Origin of the sequence: Kitasatospora sp. NPDC094028, from assembly GCF_049543595.1 — a bacterium.
Classification (GTDB): domain Bacteria; phylum Actinomycetota; class Actinomycetes; order Streptomycetales; family Streptomycetaceae; genus Kitasatospora.
The window spans coordinates 1-24,389 of the sequence record NZ_JBMVFA010000016.1; the positions used below are offsets into that span (position 1 = coordinate 1).

A 24,389-nucleotide genomic window follows, 5' to 3' on the forward strand; every position below is an offset into this window, starting at 1 on the left:
CACCTTCCTGCACCAGTACAACTACCATCGCTGCCACACCGCACTCGGAGGCAAGCCGCCGATCAGCCGCGTGAACAACCCTGCGGGTCAATACAGCTAGTGCGCCGCCGCCAGCAGTTCCCGGGTGTACTCGGTGTGCGGCGCGGCGAACAGCCGGTCCCGGTCCGTCGACTCGACGAGCCGCCCCCGGTGCATGACCGCCACCCGGTCGCAGAAGTGCCGTACCACGGCCAGGTCGTGCGAGACGAACAGAAAGGCCACGTCGAGGCGTTCGCGCAGTTCCATCAGCAGGTTGAGCACCTGTGCCTGCGCGGACACGTCGAGCGCCGACACCGGCTCGTCCGCGATGATCAGGCGCGGCTGCGGCGCCAACGCCCGGGCGATGCCGATGCGTTGGCGCTGGCCGCCGGAGAACTCGTGCGGGTAACGGTCCAGGTGGTCGGCGGACAGCCCGACCTGTTCCAGCAGTTCGGCCGCGCGCTCGCGCCGCTGCGCCGCGCCGAGCGGGGTGTGCAGGCGCAGCGGGGTGTCCAGCGTCCGGGCGACGGTGCGGCGCGGGTTGAGCGAGGCGTACGGGTCCTGGAAGACCAGCTGGACTTCGCGGCTGAGTCGTCGCCGTAGCTCCCGGTCGGGCCGGGTGGCGTCCTGGCCGTCGTACAACACCGTCCCGCCGCTGGGGTGTTGCAGTCCGGCGAGGACCCGTGCGGTGGTGGACTTGCCGGAGCCGGATTCGCCGACCAGCCCGACCGTCTCGCCGGGGGCGATCCGCAGGCTCACCCCGTCGACGGCCCGCACCGGCTCGGCCCGCAGCGTCGGGAGGCGTCGCCGCCCGGGGAAGTGCACGGCGAGGTCGTCGACCTCCACCAGCCGGCGTTGCGGCGACGGCCGCCCGGCCGCCCTCGGCCGGAAGACCCGCGAGGGGGACGGATCGTCGACCGTCGCCAGGGCGGTGCCCGGTACGGAGTCCAGCCCCAGCGCCGCGCCCACCAGTGCCCGGGTGTACGGCTCGCGCGGCGCGGCCAGCAGTTCGGCGGTCGGCGCGGATTCGACCTCGCGGCCGCCGCGCAGCACCAGTGTGCGGTCGGTGGTGCCCGCGACCACGCCCAGGTCGTGGCTGACCAGCAGTACCGCCGTCCCGTGCTCGCGCTGCAACTCGCCCAGCAGGTCCAGGACCTGGCGCTGGACGCGGGCGTCCAGGGCGGTGGTCGGCTCGTCGGCGATCAGCAGCTGCGGGTCGTTCATCAGCGCCATCGCGATCATCACCCGTTGGCGCATACCGCCCGAGAACCGGTGCGGGTGGTCGCCGGCCCGGGCGGCCGGGATGCCGACGCGGTCCAGCATCGCGACCGCCCGCCGGCGGGCCTCGGCGCGCCCGGTGTCCGGGTGGTGCAGCCGGTACATCTCGGCGAGTTGGGCGCCGACGCCGTGGAACGGGCTGAGCGAGGTGAGGGCGTCCTGGAAGACCAGCGCCGCCCGGCCGCCCCGCACCCGGCGCAGCACCGATTCCTCGGCGCCCACCAACTCCTGCCCGCCCAGCCGGATCGAGCCGGTGACGGTGGTGGTGCGCGGGTCGTGCAGGCCGAGCACCGCCAGTCCGACCGTCGACTTCCCCGAGCCCGACTCGCCGACCAGGCCGAGGACTTCACCCGGCGCGAGGTCGAAGGACAGCCCGCTCACCGCCGTCACGGGCTCGCCGCCGCGCGGGGCGGCGAAGGTGACCGTCAGGTCCCGCACGCTCAGCACGGGCCCGGCCTCCACCGAATCACGAGCGCGAGCACCAGCGCGATCAAGATCGAGATCAACAGACTTCACCATCGGACAACTCCCCTCAGCCCAACCGGACGCGCGGATCGAGCCAGGCCACCGCCAGGTCCGCCAGCGCGACGAACAGCACCACGAAGCAGGCGGCCAGCAGCACCGCGCCGACCACGGCCGGCAGGTCCTGCCCCTCGACGGCCTCGGCGGCGAACCGCCCGACCCCGTTCAGCCCGAACACCGTCTCGGTGATCACCGCCCCGCCGAGCAGCGCCCCGGCCTCCAGCCCGAGCAGCTGGACGAGCGGTCCGGCGGCGCCGCGCGCCGTGTACTTGAGGTGGGCGCGCAGCCGTCCGAGGCCCTTGCCGCGTGCCGTCCGGACGTACTCCTCGCTCATCGTCTCCAGCAGCTGGGAGCGCGAGAGGCGGGCGAACACCGCCGAGTTGACGAAGCCGAGGACGAGCCAGGGGAGCAGCATCCCGCCGGCCCAGGCGGCCGGGTCGTCGGCCGGCGGGGTGTAGCCGGGCAGCGGCAGCAGCCCGGTGGAGTAGACCAGTCCCCACTGGGCGACGTAGCCGAGGAAGTAGATCTGCACGCTGGCGCCGACCAGGGTGAAGCCGGACAGCAGCCGGTCGGTGCGGCGGCCGTGCCGCAGCGCGGAGACGAATCCGGTGCCGGGGCCGAGCACCAGCAGCACCGCGAGCGCGCCGGCGGTCAGCGACAGGGTGACGGGCAGGTGGTCGGTCAGCGCCTCGGTGACGGGCTGGTGCAGCCGGTAGGAGTAGCCGAGGCAGGGGGCGGCGCAGTGGATGACGGAGCCGTCCACGTCGCCGACGTCCCGCCCGGCGACGATCCCGCCGAGGTAGTCGGCGTACTGGGCGAGCAGCGGCTGGTCGAGCCCCATGCTCTGGCGCACCGCGGCGATCTGCCCGCTGTCGCAGCGCGGGCCGCAGGCGGCGCGGGCCGGGTCGGCGGGCGCGGCGTAGAAGAGGGCGAAGGCGGCGGCGGAGACCGCGGCCAGGACGGCGAGCGCCTGGAGGGCGCGCCGCAGGGCGAAGGTGAGCATTTCTCGGTACCTCGGACAGCCTCGGACGACGTCTGACGGGCTCGGACGATCCCGGAGGATCCCGCGGGCGGTGGGCGGACGGCTCGCAGCGCCGGCCGCCCACCGGCCCGCCCTGCCTCAGGACTTCAGGTACAGCCAGCTCAGCCCGACCGTCCCGTAGATGGGGTGGACGAACGCCCCGCCGACGTTGGCGCCGTGCAGCTGGTTGACGGTCGGGTAGGCGAACGGCAGCACCGGCACGTCCTTCATCACGGTCTGCTCCAGCGCGTACAACTCCTTGGCCTTGGCGCGCGGTTCGCCGATCTGGTTGATCCGGTCGATCTCCCGGTCGACCGCCGGGTTGCGGTAGCGGGCCGAGTTGAGGTCGCCGCCGGCCCGGCCGTCGAAGGAGAACGGGATCAGGGTGGAGGGCGTCGGCCAGTCGACGGACGAGGTCTCCTCGAACAGGTCGTACGGCGAGTCGGCGCGGTGCACCTCGTCGAGGTAGGCCTTGGGGTCGATCGGCTTGGGCACGACGGTGATCCCGGCCTTGGCGAAGCCGTCGACGAGCACCTGGGCGACGCGCTGCCCGTTCGGCGTGTTCTTGTACCCGTACGTCAGGCTGGCGGGTGCCTGCTTGGCCTTGGCGAGTTCGGCCTTGGCGGCCTCCGGGTCGCCCTCCGGCTTGGCCGGGTACAGGTCGTACTTCTGCCAGTCGATGAGGGCGGGCGAGCTGAGGGTGGTGGCGAGTTCGCCGGTCCGGGAGCCGCCCTGGACCTGGCGGGCCTGCTGGCGGGGGTAGGCCAGGTGCAGGGCCTTGCGGACCTCGACGTCGGGCACCCGCTCGTTGTTGACGACGAGCTGGGTGACGAAGGCGCCCTGGCGGCCGGTGACGACGAGGTCGCGGGCCTTGGGGTCGGTGTCGGCGGTCTGGTACAGCTCGGGGGAGAGGGTGTCGGAGGCGGTGGTGGCGTCGGCGCCGCCGTCGCGCCCGGCGAGGACCTCCTGGTTGATGTTGAGCGTCTCCTTGCCGTAGGTGAAGACGAAGCGGTCGGGGTACTGGTTGCGGATCGGGTCGGTGTCGGCCTTCCAGCCGGGGTTGCGCTCCAGCACCATGCGGGTGTTCTGGACGTGCTCGACGATCCGGTAGGGGCCGGTGGCGAACGGCAGCCGGTCGTAGTCCGTCCCGGTGTCCTTGTCGCGGCGCACCGGCGAGGAGGAGGACTGCGCGGCCATGTACGGCACGTCGGCCTGCGGCTGCGGGAAGTGGAAGACGACGGTGCGCTCGTCCGGCGTCTCGATCGCGGCGAGGTCGCCGGCCTGCGGGCCCGCGTACTTGGCGCGGGCGGCCTCGTAGGAGGCCTCGCCGGTGAGCCACTGCGGCCAGTACGGCGGGCCGACCTCGTAGCCCTTGCCGAAGGTGCGCTCGATGCCGTACTTGACGTCCTGGGAGGTGATCGGCTTGCCGTCCTCCCAGGCGACGCCCTCCTTGAGCCGGTACGTCCAGGTGCGTCCGCCGTCCGCCGGGGTGCCGGTGTCGGTGGCGAGGTCGCCGACCAGCTTGGCCCTGCCGTCGACGACCTGGTACTGGGTGAGCTGGCGGCCCCAGAGCAGTGAGGCGTTGTAGGCGGCGCCGGCGTACACCTTCTGCGGGTCGAGGTGGCGGAACTCCACGCTGTTGTAGACGTTGACCGTGCCGCCGGGGCGGGCGCCGGGGACGGCGGGGGCCGGTCCGGCGCTCTCCTTCTCGGTGCCGAGCGCGGCGGTCAGCGGCGAGGTCTCCTTGGCGGAGGCGCCGGCGGGCGCGGAGCCGGTGCTGCCGGCGCCGGCCGAGCAGGAGGTGGCCAGCAGGGTGGTGGCGATGACGGCGAGCGACGCTCTGGTCCAGCGCATGGCGAATCTCTCCTCGGCCCCGGGCGGATCGCACCGGAGCGAACTGGGTGACGGGGGTGACGGGGACATCGGGGGTGACAGGGAAGTCAGGGGTGACGGGTGGGGCGAGTGAGGGCGGGTCTCAGCGCCCGCCGCCGGTCCGCGGATCGAGCGCGTCGCGGACGGCGTCGCCGAGCAGGTTGAAGGCGAGGACGAAGGCGAGCAGGGCCACGCCGGGGAAGACCATGTAGGTGGGGTCGGCCTGGAAGACCTCCGAGCCGCGGGCGATCATCCGGCCCCAGTCCGGTACGGGCTCGGTGACGCCGACGCCGAGGAAGGACAGCGCGGCCTCGGAGGCGACGAAGGTCGGCACCGCCATGGTGGCGTGCACCAGCAGCTGCGAGCGGACGTTCGGCAGCAGTTCGTGGACGACGATGTGGAACCGGCTCGCTCCCTGGGCCCGGGCGGACTGCACGAAATCCCTTTCCCGGAGCGATCGCACGGTGGCGCGCAGGGAAAGTGCGAGCGGAATCCAGCCGAATGCGGAGAACACCAGGATCAGCACCAGGAACTGCATCCACTCGGGCTCGGCGGCGCCCGGATCGACCAGCCGGGACTGGACGACCGGGCTGAGTGCCAGCAGCAGGAGCAGGGTGGGGAAGGCGAGCAGCACGTTCGCCAGGAATCCGAACGCGCGGTCCGCGATCCCGCCGAGGTAGCCGACCGCGACGCCGGCCAGCACGCCGAGCGCGGTGGTGACGGCGGCGGCCGCGAGGGCGATCAGCAGTGAGGTGCGGATGCCGTACAGCAGCTGGGTCAGCACGTCCCGGCCGAGCCCGGGCTCCAGTCCGAACCAGAACTCGCCGGAGATCCCGCCGTTGGGCGCCATCGGCAGCCCGCCGTCGCTGAGCAGGCCCGGCAGGTTCTGGCCGTAGTGCTCGACCGGGTTCTTCCCGTACAGCGCGGCGACCAGTGGCGCCGTGAGGGCGAGCAGCAGGAACAGCAGGACGACGGCGAGTGCGGCGGCGCCCACCCGGTCGTGCAGCAGGCGGCGCAGCGGGCCCGGCGCGGCGGGGCGCCGGCGGACCGGCGCCGGGACGGTGTCGACCACGGCCATGACAGGCGTACTCCCCGAATTCTCCGCCGCCCCGTGGGTGTGGGTGCGTCGATGGGCATGTGAGGCGGCCTTGCGGGGGTTTCCCGGCGGGCCGTGCGGGCCACATCAGATCGGATGCGTCGGATGTTCGGCAAATCCCCGGAATGCGGTCCGAAGCCATTCCTTCCGTTTTCCTTCGGCATTGTTTCCGGAATGGTGACGGCTTCATTTCGCCGCAACACTGCCGTCGCACCGGAACGGACATAAGCCTCAATCCGGGCGGGCCGTCCCGCATTCTGAGACCTCCGCCACAGTCCCTCCGCCGGCGCCCGGTATTGCTACGATCCCGGTGGGCCGCGACTGGCGCGCACGGATGGAATCGACCATCGGGAAGCGGCCCCGTGAATCCTCACGCCGAAGTTGCCGAGCGCCTGGGCCGCCCGCAATCCCCGTCAGGAGACCGCCATGGCCCAGGACCGGCACCCGCAGCCCCCGCGCACCGAGCAGGCCCCGCACACCGCCGCCACCCCCACCGCGAACACCGCCTTCCGCAGCGCCGTCGACGTCGTCGCCGAGGTCGAGCCGCGGATCGCCGCCGCCATCGGCCGCGAGATCGACGACCAGCGCGCCTCGCTCAAGCTGATCGCCAGCGAGAACTACGCCTCCCCGGCCGTCCTGCTCGCGATGGGCAACTGGCTCAGCGACAAGTACGCCGAGGGCACCGCCGGCCGCCGCTTCTACGCCGGCTGCCGCAACGTGGACACCGTCGAGACGATCGCCGCCGAGCACGCCCGCGAGCTGTTCGGCGCCGAACACGCCTACGTCCAGCCGCACTCCGGCATCGACGCCAACCTCACCGCCTTCTGGGCCGTCCTCTCCCAGCGCGTCGAGAGCCCCGCCCTGGCCCGGGCCGGGGTCCGGGGCGTCAACGACCTCACCGAGCAGGACTGGGCGCGGCTGCGCCAGGAGCTCGGCAACCAGCGGATGCTCGGCATGTCCCTGGACACCGGCGGCCACCTCACCCACGGCTTCCGCCCCAACATCTCCGGCAAGATGTTCGAGCAGCGCAGCTACGGCACCGACCCGGCCACCGGCCTGATCGACTACGCCGCGCTGCGCGAGAGCGCCCGCGAGTTCCGCCCGCTGATCATCGTGGCCGGCTACTCGGCGTACCCGCGGCTGGTGAACTTCGCCACGATGCGCGAGATCGCGGACGAGGTCGGCGCGACCCTCATGGTCGACATGGCGCACTTCGCCGGCCTGGTGGCGGGCAAGGTGCTGACCGGCGACCACGACCCGGTGCCGCACGCCCACATCGTCACCACCACCACCCACAAGTCCCTGCGCGGCCCGCGCGGCGGCATGGTGCTCAGCACCGCCGAGCTCGCCGAGCACGTCGACCGCGGCTGCCCGCTGGTGCTCGGCGGCCCGCTCTCGCACGTGATGGCCGCCAAGGCCGTCGCCCTCGCCGAGGCCCGCCGCCCCGAGTTCCGGGCCTACGCGCACGCCGTCGTCGACAACGCCCGGGCGCTCGCCGAGGGCCTGCTGCGCCGCGGCACCACCCTGGTCACCGGCGGCACCGACAACCACCTGGTCCTCGCCGACGTCTCCGGCCACGGCCTGACCGGCCGCCAGGCCGAGGCGGCGCTGCTCGACGCGGGCATCGTCACCAACCGCAACTCCGTCCCGCTCGACCCGAACGGCGCCTGGTACACCTCCGGCGTCCGGCTCGGCACCCCGGCGCTCACCACCCGCGGCCTCGGCACCGACGAGATGGACGAGATCGCCGCCCTGATCGACACCGTCCTGCGCGCCGCCACACCGACCACCACCGCCCTGGGCGCCCCCTCCAAGGCCGGCTACGCCCTCGACGACACCGTCCGCGACGGCGTCGCCAAGCGGGCCGCGGACCTCCTCGCGCCCTTCCCGCTCTACCCGGGCGTCGACCTGGCCTGACCGCCTCCCGCCGGGCCGTCCGACGCCGCCTCCCGCCGGGCCGCAGGACGCCGGCCCGGCGGGGCGACTCGGCTAGTACTGCAGCGACTTGTACTGGAGGAACTCCTCCAGCCCGTGGCGGCCCATCTCCCGGCCGAGGCCGGAGCTCTTGTAGCCGCCGAACGGGGCGAGCGGGTTGAAACGGCCGCCGTTGAGGTCGACCTGGCCGGTGTCGAGGCGGCGGGCGAAGGCGGCGGCGGTCTCGGTGTCGGCGGCCCAGACGCCGCCGGCCAGGCCGTACTCGGTGCCGTTGGCGAGGTCGGCGGCGTGGTCCTCGTCGCGGTAGGGGAGGACGACCAGGACGGGGCCGAAGATCTCCTCCTGGGCGGCCGCGGCGTCCGACGCGACGTCGGCGAGCACGGTCGGCCGGACGTAGTGGCCGGTGGGGAGTTCGGCGATCGGTTCGGCGCCGCCGACGACCAGCCGGGCGCCCGCGGCGAGCGCGTCGTCGAGGTAGCGGCGCACCCGGGCCAGCTGCTTGGCGTTGACCAGCGGCCCGACCCGGGTCTGCGGGTCGGTCGGGTCGCCCGGCCGGTACTTGGCGGCGGCCTTGGCGGCGAGCGCGACGGCCTCCTCGTACTGGTCCTCGTGCACCAGCAGCCGGGTCCAGGCGCTGCAGGTCTGGCCGGAGTTGGCGAAGACGTTGGCGATGTTGACGTTCACCGCGCGGACCAGGTCCGCGCCGGGCAGCACCACGTTGGCGGACTTGCCGCCGAGTTCCAGACAGACCCGCTTCAGCCCGCGCCCGGCCGTCTCGGCGATCTGCCGGCCGACCGCCGTGGAGCCGGTGAACGACACCGCGTCCACCCCGGGGTGCGCGGCCAGCGCCGCCCCCGCCACCGCGCCGGTGCCGGTCACCAGGTTGAACACCCCGGCCGGGAAACCGGCTTCGTGCACCAGCCGGGCGAACAGCCGGGCCGTCAGCGGGGTGTCCTCGGCCGGCTTGAGCACCACCGTGCAGCCGGCCGCCAGCGCCGGGAGGACCTTGGCCGTGATCTGGTGCAGCGGGTAGTTCCACGGCGTGATCGCGGCCACCACCCCGGCCGGCTCGGCGAGTACCACCGAGTTGCCGATCCGCTCCTCGAAGGGGTGCTCGGCGAGCAGCGTCAGGTAGGAGTTCGCCACCGTCAGCGGCAGTCCGGCGTGCACGGCCGCGGCGAAGCCGACCGGGGCGCCGAGCTCGGCCACCACCGTCGCGGTGATCTCCTCCTGCGCGGCGGCGAGGCCGTCCCGCAGCCGGGTCAGCGGTGCCAGGCGCTGGTCGGCGGTGGTGGCGCCCCAGGCCCGGGCCGCCCGGCGGGCCGCGGCGACCGCGGCGTCGACGTCGGTGGCCCCGCCGGCCGGGACGGTGGCGATGGCCCGCTCGGTCGCCGGGTTCAGCACGGTGATCGACCCGGCGTCCCCCGAGGGCCGCCAGTCGCCGTCGATGTACTGGTCGCCGTACCGGTCGCCGTACTCCGCGTGCTGCTGCACCGATTGTCCTCTCGTCCGATCACCTGCTGCGCGTGACGGTGGTAGTCAAGGCGGCCGGGGCACCCGCGCGCAAGAGCCGATTCCGCCCGCTGGGGCGTGCGTCGACGGCCCGTCACCTGCGAGGCGTCGCCGACTGCCGGTCACCCACCGCCGTTCACCCGGGCGTGAACCGCGCGGTGTACGCGTCGAACGGCCCGCCCCCGCCCCGCCGAGCGACCGGTCGCGCGGCCGACTCCCCTACGGTGAAGGAGTTCTGACGACCAACCCGGTGCCTGTCCGCCACTGCGGTGCTCGCCTTTCCCGATTCCGCCCCCTCCGTCCCGGGGCACGCCCCCCACCGCGGTGCGAGGGGAAGGCCCGGCGAAGGCCGTCCCGGTGGAGCGGTGACTCGGCGCGGTCGGTGGACCACGGTGGAGACCGGCCGCCCGGCGGCCGTGTACATGTCCGCCCCCGAGGTGCGCGGACCGTGGAAATTGCCGGCCGAATGCCCTCCCCAGAAGGGGGTCTACCGGAGTAGATTGCGTCGAACGCAGCACGGGGGGACCATCGCTGTCAGTGGTCTGATACGACGTACACGGTCGACGACCAGCACTCTTCTGGGCCGGGCGAGGCGTGCCCCACGGCTGAGGTTCGCTCAACTCGCTTGTAGTACGTACCGTTCAAAGGAGCACCCCGTGGTTGACGCCGCGTTGCAGGGCGAAGCGCACAAGCCCGCCGAACCGGCTGATTTGAACGATGTCCCGGGTTGGTTCTGGGACCACGACCGGCATTCCTTCGAGTGGTTCCTGGCGCGCCAGGAGAAGGCCGGCGTGACGGGTGACCTGATGGAGATGGGTGCCTACCTGGGCCGCAGCGCGATCGTGATCGGCGAGCACCTGCAGCCCGGTGAGACGTTCACCGTCTGTGACCTCTTCGACTCGGACGCTCCCGACGACGAGAACGCGGCCGAGATGGACATGTCGTACCGCAAGACGCTGACCCGCGCGGCGTTCGAGGCGAACTACCTGTCCTTCCACGACGAGCTGCCGGAGATCATCCAGGCGCCGACGAGCGTCCTGGCGGACGGCCGCCTCGCGCCCCGTTCCTTCCGGTTCATCCACATCGACGCCTCGCACCTGTACGAGCACGTGGTGGGCGACATCCAGGTGGCCCGGGTCGCGCTGCAGGAGCAGGGCGTCGTGGTGATGGACGACTTCCGCTCGCAGCACACCCCCGGCGTCGCCGCGGCGACCTGGGAGGCGGTGTTCAACCACGGGCTGAAGCCGATCCTGCTCACCGAGTCCAAGTTCTACGGCACCTGGGGCGACCCGGAGCCGTTCCAGCGCGACCTGCTCGACCGGGTCGGCCTCGCGGCCGGCTGCGAGCTCGGCATCGAGACCATCAACGGCCTGCGGTTCCTGCGGATGGTCGGCAGCTCGGAGGGCATCGAGCCGTTCCGCCCGTCCCGGCACAACGACCGGCTGGCCGCCCAGGAGGCCCGCCGCGAGGCCGAGGAAGCCCGCCGGGCGCTGCGCGAGGCCCAGGACGAGGCCGCCCGCGACCTGGCCGAGCGCCGGGCCCGGGCCGCCGAGCGCCGCCGCCCGGTGAACGTCGCCAAGCGCGCCGCCCGCGACCTGCTCCCGCCGGTGGTCACCTCCGCGATCCGCCGCGCCCGCCGCGGCTGAGCCGCCCCGCACGTACGGCGAAGGGCCGGTCGGATGTTCCGACCGGCCCTTCGCCGTACGTGCCTGCGGGCCTCAGACCCGCGCGGCCTCGACCGGCTCCTCTGCCGGCTGCTCCGCCTCGGCCATCTCCTGCCGGACGGCGGCCAGCGAGGGGTTGGCCCAGGCGCTCGCGACGCCCCAGTAGTAGAAGGCCAGCGCGATCGCGGCCACGATCAGCAGGTCCCAGCCCTCCGGCAGGTCGCCGCGGCCGCCGTAGTCGGTGCTGCCGGCCCAGGAGATCCCGGCCATCACGAACAGGTAGGCGATCATCCAGGCGCCCGCCTTCAGGTGTGGCTTGAGCTCGGCCCACGGCTTGCGCAGCTCGTAGAAGGCCCAGATCGGCAGGCCGGCGGCCATCAGCAGGATGACCTTGCCGGTGAGCGGCCACTTGGCCCAGTACAGGACCAGCGAGCCGAACACCATGGCGATCGGGGCGATCACCGGCATGGCCCGCAGCCGGACCGGCCGCTTCAGCTCGGGGGCGAGGCGGCGCAGCGCCATCACGGCGACCGGGCCGGTGATGTACGAGATCACGGTGGCCACCGAGACGATCTCGGCGAGCGAGCCCCAGCCGCGGAAGACGGCGAGGAACAGGAAGGCGACGATCAGGTTGAGCACCAGCGCCGGGCGCGGGATGCCGGTCTTGGCGTCGACCTTGCCGAAGACCTTCGGCAGGTGTCCGTTCTCCTGCACGCCGTGGATCATGCGCGAGGTGGTGGCGGCGTAGATCATGCCGGTGCCGGACGGCGAGACGAAGGCGTCCGCGTACAGCAGCATGGCGAGCCAGTTCAGGCCCCAGGCCATCGCGAGGTCGGCCAGCGGCGAGGTGTAGCCGAGGCCGCTCCAGCCGTTCGCCAGGCCTTCGGTCGGCACGGCGCCGAGGAAGGCGACCTGGAGCGCGATGTAGATGACCAGGGCGATCAGGATCGAGCTGATGACGGCCTTCGGCAGCGACTTGCCGGGGTTGCGGGCCTCACCGGCGAGGTTGAGCGGCGACTGGAAGCCGTTGAAGGCCCAGACGATGCCGGAGGTCGCGACGGCGGTGAAGACGGCGCTCCAGCCGTTCGGCGCGAAGCCGCCGTGGTCGGTGAAGTGGGCGGTGTCGAAGTGCGCGAAGAGCAGGGCGCCGGCGGTCAGCGCGGGGACGACGACCTTGAAGACGGTGATCGCCGTGTTGGTCTTGGCGAACATCGTGATCGCGAACCAGTTCAGCGCGAAGTACACCAGGAGCAGCACGCTGGCGAGCGCGACGCCGGTGACGCTCAGTTCCTGGCCGTCGTACAGGGCCTTCGCCCAGCCGAAGTCCCAGGAGCTCATGTACTGCACGGAGGCGGTGGCCTCGCCCGGGATGACCGAGACGATGGCGATCCAGTTGGCCCAGGCGGCGAGGTAGCCGGCGAGCGAGCCGTGCGAGTACTGGCCGTAGCGGACCATGCCGCCGGCCTTGGGGAACATCGAGCCGAGCTCGCTGTAGGTGAGGGCGATGGTGAGCGCCACCGCGGCCCCGATCACCCAGGCGAGGATCGACGCGGGGCCGGCCAGTCTGGCGGCCCGCTCGGCGCCGAAGAGCCAGCCCGAGCCGATGATCGACCCGAGGCCGACCGCGGTGAGGCTGATCGTGCCGAGTGACCGGCGGTAGTTCTGGTGTGATGCCGTCGACGCTTCGGGCTCACTCAACGTATCGGTCCTCTCGCTCGCGGTCCACCGGATGGAGTCGTGGTTTTTGCGGTTTTGCACTGCCATTTGGGGCAAACGGAGAGCAGCCTATGGGGCGAAATGGGGCGAAGACCTCAGAGGAAGCTCAAACCGTCCGATCGTTGCCATCTCGTGTCCGGCTTCCGGACGCGGATGCGCAGGTCGGAGGCCAGATCGGGGAGTCGGGCAACGGGTCGGACGGGGCCGGCCGCAGTCGGCCGGGCCGGGAAAAGAAAATTCCCCGCGGATTCCTGGGGAATCCACGGGGAATTTCTCTGGTGTCCGAGGGGGGACTTGAACCCCCACGCCCGATAAAGGGCACTAGCACCTCAAGCTAGCGCGTCTGCCATTCCGCCACCCGGACGGGGTGTGTGCTTCGGGGGTTTTTCTCTCGCCCCCTCGGCGACAGAGAGAACACTACCAGCATTCGGGCGTGGTTCTCACCGCGTTTGCACCGGTGGGGAGGGGCGGGGTGGCCGGGGTGGCTGGGACGGCTCGTGAGGACGCTCGAAACCGGGCCGAACTGGGCCCCGATGCGAAGGAAGCGGTCGACTCCGGTGCCCGCTGCGGTCGGTTCCGGTCGGAAGCGGTCCGACACGGGCAAGTTGTCGCCGGTGCCCCGGCCGCCGGGGCGGCTCTCCTAGCCTCTGTGGACCGAGGGGCCCGGGGTGGAACAACGGGTTCCCGGACGGTTCCGGTGGTTCCGGTCGTTCCCGGACCGCGCCGGGTCGCGGACGAAGGGCGGCGGCACGTGGAGCAGATCAGCGGGGCGGCGAAGGCCGAGCCGAGACGCGGCGGGCCGCGCGCGGCCCCGGACGGGCCGGTCGAGGGGGTCTGGCGCTTCCCGGTGCCCGCCGCCGAGGCCTCGGTGCCGCTCACCCGGCACGCGGTCCGGGACCGCCTGCTCGCCCAGGGCATGGCCGGGGTGCGCTACCAGGAGCTGGTGGACGACCTGCTGCTGATCGTCTCGGAGCTGGTCGGCAACGCCGTCACGCACGCCGCCGAGCTGTCCCCCGAGGTGACCACCGAGCTGTCCGTGCGCCGGGGCTGGGTGCGGGTGTCGGTCGAGGACGGCGACCCGTACCGGCCGAAGGCCCAGGAGAGCGACGCCGGCCGCACCGGCGGCCGCGGCCTGCTGCTGGTCAAGAGCGTGACCCTGCAGGCGGGCGGGGTGTGCGACGTGGAGCGGACCGGGGAGGGCGGCAAGGTCGTCTGGGCCTCGCTGCCCGTCCCCCCGGAGCCGGCGGACTGACCGGCACCGGCCGGGGCCGGCCACCGGGAGCGACCGGCGCCGCGGGCCCGCCCCGGCTACCAGTCCCGCCCGGCGATCTCCCGGATGCCCGGCAGCGCGGCCTCGAAGACCGTCTCGAACCAGACCGAGAACGGGCGCTCGGCGCGCAGCTCCCGCAGCTCCTGCGCGGTGACGAAGGCGAAGTCGTCGACCTCCTCCGGGTCCGGCTGCACCGGCGCGGTGACCAGGCCCACGAACAGGTGGTTCCACTCCCGCTCGATCAGCCCGGAGGCCTCGTCTGGCAGGTCGTAGCGGACGGTGCCGGCCTCGCAGAGCAGCGCCGGCGCGACGCCCAGCTCCTCGGCGGTGCGGCGGGCGGCGGCCACGAACGGCTGCTCGTCCGGGTACGGGTGCCCGCAGCAGGTGTTCGACCAGACGCCGGGGGAGTGGTACTTGCCGAGGGCGCGGCGCTGGAGCAGCAGCCGGCCCTGGCGGTCGAAGAGGAACACCGAGAACGCGCGGTGCAGCCGGCCGGGCTGCTGGTGCGCCCAGAGCTTCTCGCCGGTCCCGATGGTGACGCCCTCGTCGTCGACCAGCTCCAGCAGGATCTCGGGGCCGGTCGCGGCGACGGCCACGTCCGTCTCCACGTCGAGGCCGGTGTCGATCTCGGCGGTGAACTGCGTCGGGTCGGTCGGCAGACTCTGGGGCATGGTGCCTCTTTCGGGAGCGGAACCAGGGGGAGCACGAGCATGGGGGTGCGCCCGGTGGACCGCGAGGGGTGCGGCAGACGTGCCGGACGCGGCGGGCGCACCGGCGCCGACGCCGGGGTCAGTCTGCCGTACGGGTGGCGGTCGGCACCGGCCACACGCACAATCCGATGGATCATGACCCTCGGGGGTCCGGTCCTGGCCGGGCGGGGCACCGGGGGCCCCTCGAAAGAGGGACCGCAATCGGATACCCGCGCGATCGGCGTTCGAACCACGTTCGAGCGTACGATCCGTCGCCCGCCCGTCACCGCACAGCCCCCGGCCGCGTTCGGGCTGGTCGCCCCGGTCGCCTACCATCACTTACAGCACGGTGCCCGGATCCGCGCCGCTACCGGCGCGCCGCCGCCCGGTTCGGCCCGGCGGCGCCGGTGCCCCCCGGCACACCCCCTGTGCACAGCACGACGGATCAGGAGACCCCGCATGATCGGCCTCGTTCTGGCAGCCGGCGCCGGCCGCCGGCTGCGCCCGTACACCGACACCCTGCCCAAGGCGCTGGTGCCGGTCGACGGGGAGCGGACCGTCCTGGACCTCACCCTCGGCAACTTCGCCGAGGTCGGACTGCGCGAGGCCGCGATCGTCGTCGGCTACCGCAAGGAGGCGGTGTACGACCGCAAGGACGCCCTGGAGAGCAAGTACGGCGTCAAGCTCCACCTGGTCGAGAACGACAAGGCCGAGGAGTGGAACAACGCCTACTCGCTCTGGTGCGCCCGCGAGCTGTTCACCGAGGGCCTGCTGCTGGCCAACGGCGACACCGTCCACCCGGCCTCCGTCCAGCGCACCATGCTGGAGGGCAACCAGCGCCTCACCGAGGCCGGCACCGCCCCCGGCATCCTGCTCGCCCTCGACACGGTGAAGAGCCTCGCCGACGAGGAGATGAAGGTCGTCGTCGACCCGGCCACCGGCATGCGCCGCATCACCAAGCTGATGGACCCGAGCGAGGCGACCGGCGAGTACATCGGCGTCACCGTGATCAACCCGGCCGCCGCCGCCGACCTGACCGACGCGCTGCGCGCCACCTACGAGCGCGACCCGCAGCTGTACTACGAGGACGGCTACCAGGAGATGGTGGACCGCGGCCTGCGGGTCGACGTCCAGCCGATCGGCGAGGTCTCCTGGGTCGAGGTCGACAACCACGACGACCTGGCGAAGGCGCGGGAGATCGCGTGCCGGTACTGACCCGACTGGTCCCGTCGCCGCTGTTCGTCGAGGTCCGCCCGGGCGCGCTGGACGCACTCGGCGGTATCCTCGCCGACCAGCGGCTGTCGGCCTCGGGCCGGATCGCGGTCGCGATCAGCAACGGCTCCGGCGCGGCCATGCGCCGCCGCCTGGAGCCGGCCCTGCCCGGGGCCGACTGGTACAACGTCGACGACGGCAGCCTCGACAGCGCGGTGCGCTTCGCCGAGGAGATGCGCGGCAAGCACTACGACGCGGTCGTCGGCCTCGGCGGCGGCAAGATCATCGACGCCGCCAAGTACGCCGCGGCCCGGGTCGGCCTGCCGGTGGTCGCCGTCGCCACCAACCTGGCCCACGACGGCATCTGCTCGCCGGTCTCCACCCTCGACAACGACTCCGGCCGCGGCTCCTACGGGGTGCCCAGCCCGATCGGCATCGTGGTCGACCTGGACGTCATCCGGCAGGCCCCCAAGCGCTTCGTCGCGGCCGGCATCGGGGACGTGGTCTCCAACATCTCCGCCTGCGCCGACTGGGAGTTGTCGCACGCGGTCACCGGCGAGCCGGTGGACGGACTGGCCGTCGCGATGGCCCGGTCGGCGGGGGAGAACCTGCTGCGGCACCCAGGGAACATTCAGGATCAGGACCTGCTGACGGCGCTGGCCGAGGCCCTGGTACTGTCCGGCATCGCGATGAACATCGCGGGCAGCACCCGGCCCTCCTCGGGCGCCTGCCACGAGATCTCGCATGCCCTGGACGTGCTTCACCCCAAGCGCTCCGCCCAGCACGGCGAACAGGTGGGCCTCGGCGCCGCTTTCGCCAGTTTCCTGCGGGGCGAGCGCGAGCTGTCCGGACTGATCGTGGAACGCCTGGCGCGCCACGGACTTCCGGTGACCGCAGCTCAAATCGGCTTCACGGATGCGGAGTTCACCGAAGCGGTGCACTACGCTCCGAACACCCGGCCGGGGCGCTTCACCATCCTCGAACACCTCGACCTCTCCCCTTCCGCGATCAGGGACGCGTACGCCGACTATGTCCAAGCCGTCAACAGCTGACCCCTCCACCGCGGGCGCCGCACCGCCCCCGGTCGACCTGACCCGCCGCCCCTCGATCGAGGAGCTGCGCGCGGTGATCCACCCGGAGGGCATGCTCCAGCGCCGCAGCGCCGAGCACTGGGCCGGGCGCCTCTACATGCGGAGGATCTCGCTGCGGATCACCCGCGTGCTCTCCACCATGACGGCGATCACGCCCAACGGCCTGACCTACCTGATGATGCTCACCGGCGTCCTGGCCGGCGCCGCGCTGGTGCTGCCCGGCCTCGCCGGAGCCGTCCTGGGCGCGGTGCTGATCCAGGTCTACCTGCTGCTGGACTGCGTGGACGGCGAGGTCGCCCGCTGGCGCCGGCAGACCTCGCTCACCGGCGTCTACCTGGACCGGGTCGGCCACTACATGTCCGAGGCGGCGCTGCTGACCGGCCTCGGCCTGCGCGCCACCGACCTGCTGCACCGCGAGGGCGCCGGCGCGCACTGGGAGTGGGCCTTCCTCGGCACGCTGGCCGCGCTCGGAGCCATCCTGATCAAGTCCGAGACGGACCTGGTGGACGTGGCCCGGGCCCGCAGCGGCCTGACGGCCGTCGAGGACAGCGCCTCGGTGCCGCGCTCGGCCACCGTGGCCAAGGCCCGCCGGGCGGCGTCGCTGCTGAAGTTCCACCGCCTGGTCGGCGCGGTCGAGGCCTCGCTGTTCATCCTCGCGGCCGGGATCGCCGACGCGGTGCACGGCGGGCTGTTCTTCACCCGCATCGCGGTCGTGGTGCTGGCGGCGATCGCCATGCTGCAGACCGTGCTGCACCTGCTGAGCATCGTCCTCTCCAGCAGGCTGCGATGAACGAGCGGAGCGAGCGAATGAACGAGCGCACCACCACCGCCGAGGGCTTCCGCCTCGGCGCGGTGATCATCACCATGGGCAACCGGCCCGCCGAGCTGAACGCCCTGATCGAGTCCGTCCGCGCCCAGGAGGGCCCGGCCGTGGAGCTGGCCGTGGTCGCCAACGGCGCCCCGCTGCCCCCGCTGCCGGAGGGCGTGCGCAGCGTCGAGCTGCCGGAGAACCTCGGCATCCCGGGCGGGCGCAACGTCGGCATCGAGCTGTTCGGCCACGACGGGAAGGACGTCGACGCCGTCCTGTTCCTGGACGACGACGGCCACCTGCCGCGCACCGACTCCGCCCGCCTGCTGCGCGAGGCCTTCACCGCCGATCCGGAGCTGGGCATCGTCTCGTTCCGGATCGCCGATCCGGACACCGGCGTCACCGCGCGCCGGCACGTCCCCCGGCTGCGCGCCAGCGACCCGCTGCGCTCCTCCCGGGTGACCACCTTCCTGGGCGGCGCGAGCGCGGTGCGCTGCGCGGTGTTCCCCGAGGCCGGGCAGCTGCCCGCCGAGTTCTTCTACGCGCACGAGGAGACCGACCTCGCCTGGCGCGCGCTGGACGCCGGCTGGGCCATCGACTACCGGGCGGACGTCGTCCTGCACCACCCGACGACCTCGCCCGCACGGCACGCCACGTACTTCCACAACGTGGCCCGCAACAGGGTGTGGCTCGCGCGACGGAACCTTCCGGCCCTGTTGGTGCCTCTCTATCTGGGAACCTGGTTTCTGCTGACCCTGGCCCGCCGCCCCTCCCCGGAGGCGCTGAAGGCCTGGTGGGGCGGATTCCGGGCGGGCTGGCGCGAACCCTGCGGTCCGCGTCGGCCGATGCGATGGCGTACCGTTTGGCGACTGACCAGGCTGGGACGTCCTCCGATCATCTGATCCGTCTGTGATCGAATGATCGTTCGCCACGGCCGGCGGTCATCCGCCGGCCTGACTCCCCCGTGATCCCAGTGGATCTCCCTCGGCGCACGGCCGGCGGACCCCCGCCGACCGGCCCGCCCCGACCGATCCCGCGTGAAGGACGAATGTGTCGACAGTGAGTGAACCCGTCAGCCTCTCAGCCCCCCGGGGGGCGGACGCGGGCCTGACCCCCAAGCAGCTCGCGGCCAAGTACGGCCTGGCGGTGAGCGGCGCCCGGCCGGGCCTGTTCGCCTACACCAAGCAGCTCTGGGCCCGGCGCCACTTCATCTGGGCCTTCGCCACCGCCCGCCTGGTGGCCCAGTACACCGACGCCAAGCTCGGCCAGCTGTGGCAGGTCGTCACCCCGCTGCTCAACTGCGGCGTGTTCTACCTGGTCTTCGGCGTCATCCTGGAGAACAAGGACGGCTTCCCGCCGAACACCTACATCGCGTGGCTGTGCATCGGCGTCTTCATCTTCCAGTTCACCCAGAACGCGGTGCAGTCCGGCACCCGGGCGATCTCCGACAACCTCGGCCTGATCCGCGCCCTGCACTTCCCGCGCGCCAGCCTGCCGATCGCCTTCACCGTGATCCAGCTCCAGCAGCTGCTGATCTCGACGGTCGTGCTGGTCGTCACCGTGCTGGCCGCCGGCATCACCCCGGGCAAGACCTGGCTGCTGATCGTCCCGGCGCTGATCCTGCAGACGCTGTTCAACACCGGCATCTCGCTGATCATGGCCCGGATCGGCGCCAAGACCAGTGACATCTCCCAGCTGATCCCGTTCGTGATGCGGGCCTGGATGTTCCTGTCCGGCGTGATGTTCAGCATCCAGGACCGGGTCCACAAGTGGCCGCACTACATCCAGGTGATCTGCAACATCAACCCGGCCTCGGTCTACATGGACCTGCTGCGGCACGCCTTCGCGCCGATCATCTACAACAAGCACCAGCCCGCGCACCAGTCGCTGCCGCCGCACCAGTGGACGTACGGCATCGCCTGGGCGGTCGGGATCTTCGTCATCGGATACGTCTTCTTCTGGAAGGCCGAGGAGGAGTACGGCCGTGGCTGACACCGACCTGAGCAAGCAGGACGCCGTGGCGGGCACGATGGTGGCCCGCGAGCCCACCGTCGTCGTCGACGACGTGCACATCGTCTACCGGGTGCACGGCGCCGGCTCCGGCAAGGGCAGCGCCACCTCGGCGCTGAGCCGCATCATCAGCCGCAAGCGCGCTTCCGGCGTGCGCGAGGTGCACGCCGTCAAGGGCATCAGCTTCACCGCGTACAAGGGCGAGGCGGTCGGCCTGATCGGCTCCAACGGCTCCGGCAAGTCGACCATGCTGGCCGCCATCGCGGGCCTGCTGCCGACCGAGAAGGGCGGCATCTACACCAACGGCCAGCCCTCGCTGCTGGGCGTCAACGCGGCCCTGATGAACGAGCTCAGCGGCGAGCGCAACGTCGTCCTGGGCTGCCTGGCGATGGGGATGTCCCCGGCCCAGGTGCGGGCGCGCTACCAGGAGATCGTCGACTTCTCCGGCATCAACGACAAGGGCGACTTCATCTCCCTGCCGATGCGCACCTACTCCTCCGGCATGGGCGCCCGGCTGCGCTTCTCCATCGCCGCCGCCAAGACCCACGACGTGCTGCTGATCGACGAGGCGCTGGCCACCGGCGACCAGGCCTTCCAGCAGCGCAGCAAGAAGCGGATCGAGGAGCTGCGCGGCTCCGCCGGTACCGTCTTCCTGGTCAGCCACGACAACAACTCGATCCGCGAGGTCTGCGAGCGGACCATCTGGATCGAGGCCGGCGAGCTGGTCATGGACGGCCCGACCGACGAGGTCGTCGGCCGCTACGAGCGCGGCGAGCGCCCGTAACCGCAGGTCACGCGAGGGGCCGGCACCGGAATCCTCCGGGGTCGGCCCTTCCGTGTGCGCCCGTGCGTGCCCCGGGTGGCCCGCCGCCGGCGGGGTGAGCGCCCCCGCGCGCGGGCGGGGCGCTCTTCTCCGGCGCGCCCGGTGGTGCGAGGCTGGTAGGCGCGGGGGTGGTGTGCCGGAGGTGACGCCCGCGTTCGGACGCGTGTCCGAGTCAGGCCGGCGTCGTCGAGCGGTGTAGAACGGGGGAGTGACAGCAGTGTCGGCTTCGGCCATGCCCAGAGACCCCTCGGCGAACCCCTCCACGGGCCAGACCCTGGAGAAGGCGGGTGCGGAGAACTTCCCGGTCGCCCCCTTCTTCCTGCCCGCCGCGTGGCGCGCCGACCTGATGGCCGTCTACGGCTTCGCCCGGCTGGTCGACGACGCGGGCGACGGCGACCTCGCCGACCCGGCCGCCATCGCCGCCCTGCTCGGCGTCGAGGCGGTGCCCCCCGTCACCCCTTCGGCCCAGCCCGGCCCGCCCGTCCCCGCCGAGACCGCGTTCCGGCTCGCCCTGCTGGACGGGCTGGAGCGCGACCTCGACCGGGTGTTCGAGGCAGCCCTGCGGCCGGAGGACGCCGAACCGCCCCGCCACCCGCTGCTGCGCGCGCTCGTCCCGCTGGTCGGCAAGCACGCGCTCACCCCCGAGCCGTTCCGCCGTCTGATCGAGGCCAACCGGGTGGACCAGACCACCGCCCGCTACCCGACCTACGACGACCTGGTCGGCTACTGCACCCTCTCCGCCGACCCGGTCGGCCGCCTGGTGCTGGCCATCGCGGGCGTCTCCACCCCCGAGCGGATCGCGCTGTCCGATGCCGTCTGCACCGCCCTCCAGCTGGTCGAACACCTCCAGGACGTGGCCGAGGACCTGGCCCGCGGCCGGATCTACCTGCCCGCCGAGGACCTGGTCCGCTTCGGCGTGACCGAGGCCGACCTCGCCGCGCCCGCCGCGAACGGGGCGGTGCGGGAGCTGATCGCCTTCGAGACCGAACGGGCCCGCACCCTGCTCGATCGGGGCGCACCATTGGTAGGTACGGTTCGGGGGAGGCTTCGACTGCTCCTGGCGGGATTCACCGCAGGCGGCTACGCGGCCCTGGCGGCCGTCGAGGACGCCGGGTACGACGTGCTCGCCCGGCAGGCGAAGCCGGACAAGCGCCGCCTCGCAGCGAAGGCGGCGGCCATCTTCGCGAAGGGAAGGTGAACGCCCGAGTGGCGGCATCACCACTGGCCTCGGCCCAGGTCATGGCGGCATACCGGTACTGCGAGGCGGTGACCGGGCTGCAGGCGCGCAACTTCAGCTACGGCATCCGCCTGCTGCCGGAGCCCAAACGGCTGGCCATGTCCGCCCTCTACGCGCTGGCCCGCCGGGTGGACGACATCGGCGACGGCGACCTCCCGGCCGACCGCAAGGCCGAGGCGCTGCTGCGCACCCGGGAGCTGATCGGCGAGGTCCGCTCCGGGGTGGTCGCCGAGGACGACACCGACCCGATCAAGGTCGCCCTGGCCGACGCCGCCCGGCGCTTCCCGATCCCGCTCGGCGGCTTCGACGAGCTGATCGACGGCGTCGAGATGGACCTCAAGGGCGCCGAGTACCAGACCTACGAGGAGCTGAAGGTCTACTGCCGCTGCGTGGCCGGCGCCGTCGGCCGGCTCTCGCTCGGCGTCTACGGCTGCGACGACCCCGAGCGCGGGGCGCACTACGCCGACACCCTGGGCCTCGCGCTGCAGCTCACCAACATCCTGCGCGACCTGCGCGAGGACGCCCTGAACGGCCGCACCTACCTGCCCGCCGAGGACCTCGCCCGGTTCGGCTGCGAGCAGGGCTTCGCGACGCCCCGGCCGCCGGCCGGCGCCGACTTCGCCGGGCTGGTCGCCTTCGAGGCCGCCCGCGCCCAGGCCGCCTTCGAGGAGGGCCTGCGACTGCTGCCGATGCTCGACCGCCGCAGCCGCGCCTGCACCGCCGCGATGGCCGGCATCTACCACCGGCTGCTCGGCCGGATCGCCGCCGACCCCGAGTCGGTGCTGCGCGGCCGGGTCTCGCTGCCGGGCTGGGAGAAGGCGTACGTGGCGCTTTCCGGGCTCGCCGGGGGGCGTTCTTGATTCTCACCGGAGTTCTGTCACGCTGTGTCAGCGGGGAATCACATCCGGGTAGACCCTTGTTCACCACAGCGCCGACGAGGCGCGTGCCGACCGGGCGCGTGCCGACCACCGCGACCGCCGCCGGGCGGTCCGCCGACTTCGAGGGGGAGGGCCGATGACCGGGCGAGCCGATGCCGCGCGCCCGGCCGTCGTCGTGGTCGGCGGCGGCCTGGCCGGGATCACCGCCGCGCTGCGGCTGGCCGAGGCCGGGCAGCGGGTCACCCTCCTGGAGGGCCGGCCCCGGCTCGGCGGCCTGGCCTTCTCCTTCCAGCGCGGCGAGCTGACCGTCGACAACGGCCAGCACGTCTACCTGCGCTGCTGCACCGCCTACCGCGGCCTGCTGGACCGGCTCGGCGCCGCCCGCCTCACCCACCTGCAGGACCGGCTGGACATCCCCGTGCTGTCCGTCGCCGGGCCCGCCGACGCGCCGGTGCGCACCCTCGGCCGGCTGCGCCGGGCCGCCCTGCCCGTCCCGCTGCACCTGGCCGGCAGCCTGGCCGGCTACCCGCACCTCGCCCCGGCCGACCGGGCCCGGGTGGTGCGCGGCGCGCTCGCCCTGTGGGGCCTGGACCTCGCCGACCCGGCGCTGGACGAGCTCTCCTTCGGCGAGTGGCTGCGCCGCAACGGGCAGAACGCCGCGACCACCGCCGCCCTGTGGGACCTGGTCGGCGTGGCCACCCTGAACGCCCGGGCCGACCAGGTGTCGCTGGCGCTCGCCGCGATGGTGTTCAAGACCGGCCTGCTCTCCGACCCCGGCGCCTCCGACATCGGCATCGCCGCCGTCCCGCTCGGCGCCATCCACCACGACCGGGCGCTCGCCGAGCTCGAACGTGCCGGCGTGACGGTACGGCTGCGTGCCCGGGTCGCGGAGCTCAAGCCCGGCGCCCCCCAGCACGCCGTGCGCCTGGAGGACGGCGAGCTGCTCGCCGCCGACACCGTGGTGCTGGCCGGCGCCCAGGACACCGCGGCGGCCCTGCTGCCGCCGGACGCCGTCCCCGGGCAGGAGCGGCTGGCCGGCTTCGGCACCGCGCCGATCCTCAACGTGCACGTGGTCTACGACCGCCGGGTGCTCCGCCGGCCGTTCTTCGCCGCGCTCGGCTCGCCCGTGCAGTGGGTCTTCGACCGCACCGCCCACTCCGGCCTGGCCGGCACCGACCTGGGCCGGGCCCACCCCGGCGCCCAGTACCTGGCGCTGTCGCAGTCCGCCGTCCAGGACGAGATCGACCTGCCGGTGGCCGAGCTGCGCCGCCGCTACCTGCCCGAGCTGGCCCGGCTGCTGCCCGCCGCGGCCGGTGCCGAGGTGCTGGACTTCTTCGTCACCCGCGAGCGCACCGCCACCTTCGACCCGGCCCCGGGCAGCGCGGCGCTGCGCCCGGGCGCCCGCACCGCCGTCCCCGGGCTGCTGCTGGCCGGCGCGTGGACGGCCACCGGCTGGCCCGCGACCATGGAGGGCGCGGTGCGCAGCGGCCACGCCGCCGCCGACGCGGCCCTGACGGCGGCGGGCGCCCGGCCCCCGGTGGACCGCGGCGACGGGAGGTGGCCCCGGTGACGGGCCCCACCGCCGGGGACCCCGTCAGATCCCACGGGCACGCCCCGACCGACCGCAGCGGCGCGGACGGCGCCGACACCGGCCGTACCGACGCCGTCCGCACCGGCACGATCCGGACCGACCGCATCCGGACCGACCGCATCCGCACCGACGCCAGCCGTACCGAC

At 73.0% G+C, this 24,389-nt stretch carries 19 protein-coding genes, 1 tRNA gene and 1 riboswitch; of the genes, 12 read left to right on the forward strand and 8 right to left on the reverse strand.

Features of this window, described 5'->3' with window-relative positions; all coding sequences use genetic code 11:
- Positions 1-96: 96 nt before the first annotated feature.
- The 4 genes from ACPC54_RS23030 to ACPC54_RS23045 form a co-directional block, all read right to left on the reverse strand.
- Positions 97-1,743 carry a dipeptide ABC transporter ATP-binding protein gene (locus ACPC54_RS23030; protein WP_498967256.1) on the reverse strand — a complete coding sequence of 549 codons (1,647 nt, stop codon included), beginning with the start codon at positions 1,741-1,743 and terminating at the stop codon, positions 97-99.
- An 85-nt stretch (positions 1,744-1,828) separates the two neighbouring features.
- Positions 1,829-2,821, reverse strand: a complete 993-nt coding sequence (locus ACPC54_RS23035; RefSeq protein ID WP_498967258.1) for an ABC transporter permease — start codon at positions 2,819-2,821, stop codon at positions 1,829-1,831.
- 117 nt (positions 2,822-2,938) lie between these two features.
- Positions 2,939-4,693: an ABC transporter substrate-binding protein gene (locus tag ACPC54_RS23040; protein WP_498967260.1), complete on the reverse strand. Its 1,755-nt coding sequence runs from the start codon at positions 4,691-4,693 to the stop codon at positions 2,939-2,941.
- 121 nt (positions 4,694-4,814) lie between these two features.
- A complete protein-coding gene (locus ACPC54_RS23045) occupies positions 4,815-5,789 on the reverse strand; it encodes an ABC transporter permease (RefSeq protein WP_498967262.1) in 975 nt (324 codons plus the stop codon).
- Between the two features lie 325 nt (positions 5,790-6,114).
- Positions 6,115-6,212: riboswitch (ZMP/ZTP riboswitch) on the forward strand.
- Positions 6,213-6,233: 21 nt separating this feature from the next.
- Here ACPC54_RS23045 and ACPC54_RS23050 point away from each other — a divergent pair.
- Entirely contained in the window at positions 6,234-7,724 is a 1,491-nt protein-coding gene (locus ACPC54_RS23050; RefSeq protein ID WP_498967264.1) for a glycine hydroxymethyltransferase, read from the forward strand.
- Positions 7,725-7,796: 72 nt separating this feature from the next.
- Here the strand turns inward: ACPC54_RS23050 and ACPC54_RS23055 are convergent, their stop codons facing one another.
- Entirely contained in the window at positions 7,797-9,236 is a 1,440-nt protein-coding gene (locus ACPC54_RS23055) for an aldehyde dehydrogenase family protein (protein WP_498967265.1), read from the reverse strand.
- A 674-nt stretch (positions 9,237-9,910) separates the two neighbouring features.
- Between ACPC54_RS23055 and ACPC54_RS23060 the strand changes: the two genes are divergently transcribed.
- Positions 9,911-10,900, forward strand: a complete 990-nt coding sequence (locus ACPC54_RS23060) for a class I SAM-dependent methyltransferase (RefSeq protein WP_498967266.1) — start codon at positions 9,911-9,913, stop codon at positions 10,898-10,900.
- Positions 10,901-10,972: 72 nt separating this feature from the next.
- On the opposite strand, the gene ACPC54_RS23065 is transcribed toward ACPC54_RS23060, so the two are convergent.
- Together ACPC54_RS23065 and ACPC54_RS23070 are read right to left on the reverse strand one after the other, a co-directional pair.
- Positions 10,973-12,616: an APC family permease gene (locus tag ACPC54_RS23065; protein WP_498967268.1), complete on the reverse strand. Its 1,644-nt coding sequence runs from the start codon at positions 12,614-12,616 to the stop codon at positions 10,973-10,975.
- 294 nt (positions 12,617-12,910) lie between these two features.
- A tRNA-Leu gene (locus ACPC54_RS23070) sits at positions 12,911-12,998 on the reverse strand.
- 396 nt (positions 12,999-13,394) lie between these two features.
- On the opposite strand from ACPC54_RS23070, the gene ACPC54_RS23075 reads away from it, so the two are divergent.
- On the forward strand, positions 13,395-13,886 hold the full coding sequence (locus ACPC54_RS23075; protein ID WP_045699591.1) for an ATP-binding protein: 492 nt from the start codon (positions 13,395-13,397) through the stop codon (positions 13,884-13,886).
- Between the two features lie 56 nt (positions 13,887-13,942).
- Here the strand turns inward: ACPC54_RS23075 and idi are convergent, their stop codons facing one another.
- Entirely contained in the window at positions 13,943-14,563 is a 621-nt protein-coding gene (gene idi, locus ACPC54_RS23080) for an isopentenyl-diphosphate Delta-isomerase (protein WP_498967569.1), read from the reverse strand.
- A gap of 489 nt (positions 14,564-15,052) precedes the next feature.
- On the opposite strand from idi, the gene ACPC54_RS23085 reads away from it, so the two are divergent.
- The 9 genes from ACPC54_RS23085 to hpnE all read left to right on the forward strand — a co-directional run bounded on the left by ACPC54_RS23085 (position 15,053) and on the right by hpnE (position 24,222).
- On the forward strand, positions 15,053-15,808 hold the full coding sequence (locus ACPC54_RS23085) for a phosphocholine cytidylyltransferase family protein (protein WP_498967270.1): 756 nt from the start codon (positions 15,053-15,055) through the stop codon (positions 15,806-15,808).
- Positions 15,796-16,857, forward strand: a complete 1,062-nt coding sequence (locus tag ACPC54_RS23090; protein ID WP_498967271.1) for an iron-containing alcohol dehydrogenase family protein — start codon at positions 15,796-15,798, stop codon at positions 16,855-16,857. Before ACPC54_RS23085 ends, ACPC54_RS23090 begins: the two co-directional genes overlap by 13 nt.
- 91 nt (positions 16,858-16,948) lie before the next feature.
- Complete coding sequence (locus tag ACPC54_RS23095; protein ID WP_498967571.1) at positions 16,949-17,686, forward strand: CDP-alcohol phosphatidyltransferase family protein; 738 nt, start codon at positions 16,949-16,951, stop codon at positions 17,684-17,686.
- Positions 17,687-17,703: 17 nt separating this feature from the next.
- Positions 17,704-18,606 (forward strand): glycosyltransferase family 2 protein, encoded by a 903-nt coding sequence (locus ACPC54_RS23100; protein WP_498967273.1) that lies wholly within the window; start codon positions 17,704-17,706, stop codon positions 18,604-18,606.
- Between the two features lie 148 nt (positions 18,607-18,754).
- Positions 18,755-19,696, forward strand: coding sequence for an ABC transporter permease (locus ACPC54_RS23105; protein ID WP_498967275.1), 942 nt, complete (start codon positions 18,755-18,757; stop codon positions 19,694-19,696).
- Between the two features lie 37 nt (positions 19,697-19,733).
- A complete protein-coding gene (locus ACPC54_RS23110) occupies positions 19,734-20,498 on the forward strand; it encodes an ABC transporter ATP-binding protein (protein WP_498967573.1) in 765 nt (254 codons plus the stop codon).
- Between the two features lie 271 nt (positions 20,499-20,769).
- Positions 20,770-21,735, forward strand: a complete 966-nt coding sequence (gene hpnC, locus ACPC54_RS23115) for a squalene synthase HpnC (protein WP_498967276.1) — start codon at positions 20,770-20,772, stop codon at positions 21,733-21,735.
- Between the two features lie 41 nt (positions 21,736-21,776).
- Positions 21,777-22,634, forward strand: a complete 858-nt coding sequence (gene hpnD / locus ACPC54_RS23120; protein WP_498967575.1) for a presqualene diphosphate synthase HpnD — start codon at positions 21,777-21,779, stop codon at positions 22,632-22,634.
- Positions 22,635-22,788: 154 nt separating this feature from the next.
- On the forward strand, positions 22,789-24,222 hold the full coding sequence (gene hpnE / locus ACPC54_RS23125; RefSeq protein ID WP_498967278.1) for a hydroxysqualene dehydroxylase HpnE: 1,434 nt from the start codon (positions 22,789-22,791) through the stop codon (positions 24,220-24,222).
- Positions 24,223-24,389 lie beyond the last annotated feature (167 nt).

Bases quoted from the DNA above. Each gene is read 5' to 3' on its own strand.
- ACPC54_RS23035 (WP_498967258.1), bottom strand. From the start codon at position 2,821: ATGCTCACCTTCGCCCTGCGGCGCGCCCTCCAGGCGCTCGCCGTCCTG.
- ACPC54_RS23040 (WP_498967260.1), bottom strand. From the start codon at position 4,693: ATGCGCTGGACCAGAGCGTCGCTCGCCGTCATCGCCACCACCCTGCTG.
- ACPC54_RS23045 (WP_498967262.1), bottom strand. From the start codon at position 5,789: ATGGCCGTGGTCGACACCGTCCCGGCGCCGGTCCGCCGGCGCCCCGCC.
- ACPC54_RS23050 (WP_498967264.1), top strand. From the start codon at position 6,234: ATGGCCCAGGACCGGCACCCGCAGCCCCCGCGCACCGAGCAGGCCCCG.
- ACPC54_RS23085 (WP_498967270.1), top strand. From the start codon at position 15,053: ATGATCGGCCTCGTTCTGGCAGCCGGCGCCGGCCGCCGGCTGCGCCCG.
- ACPC54_RS23095 (WP_498967571.1), top strand. From the start codon at position 16,949: ATGCTCCAGCGCCGCAGCGCCGAGCACTGGGCCGGGCGCCTCTACATG.
- ACPC54_RS23100 (WP_498967273.1), top strand. From the start codon at position 17,704: ATGAACGAGCGCACCACCACCGCCGAGGGCTTCCGCCTCGGCGCGGTG.
- ACPC54_RS23110 (WP_498967573.1), top strand. From the start codon at position 19,734: ATGGTGGCCCGCGAGCCCACCGTCGTCGTCGACGACGTGCACATCGTC.
- hpnC (WP_498967276.1), top strand. From the start codon at position 20,770: ATGCCCAGAGACCCCTCGGCGAACCCCTCCACGGGCCAGACCCTGGAG.
- hpnD (WP_498967575.1), top strand. From the start codon at position 21,777: ATGGCGGCATACCGGTACTGCGAGGCGGTGACCGGGCTGCAGGCGCGC.
- hpnE (WP_498967278.1), top strand. From the start codon at position 22,789: ATGACCGGGCGAGCCGATGCCGCGCGCCCGGCCGTCGTCGTGGTCGGC.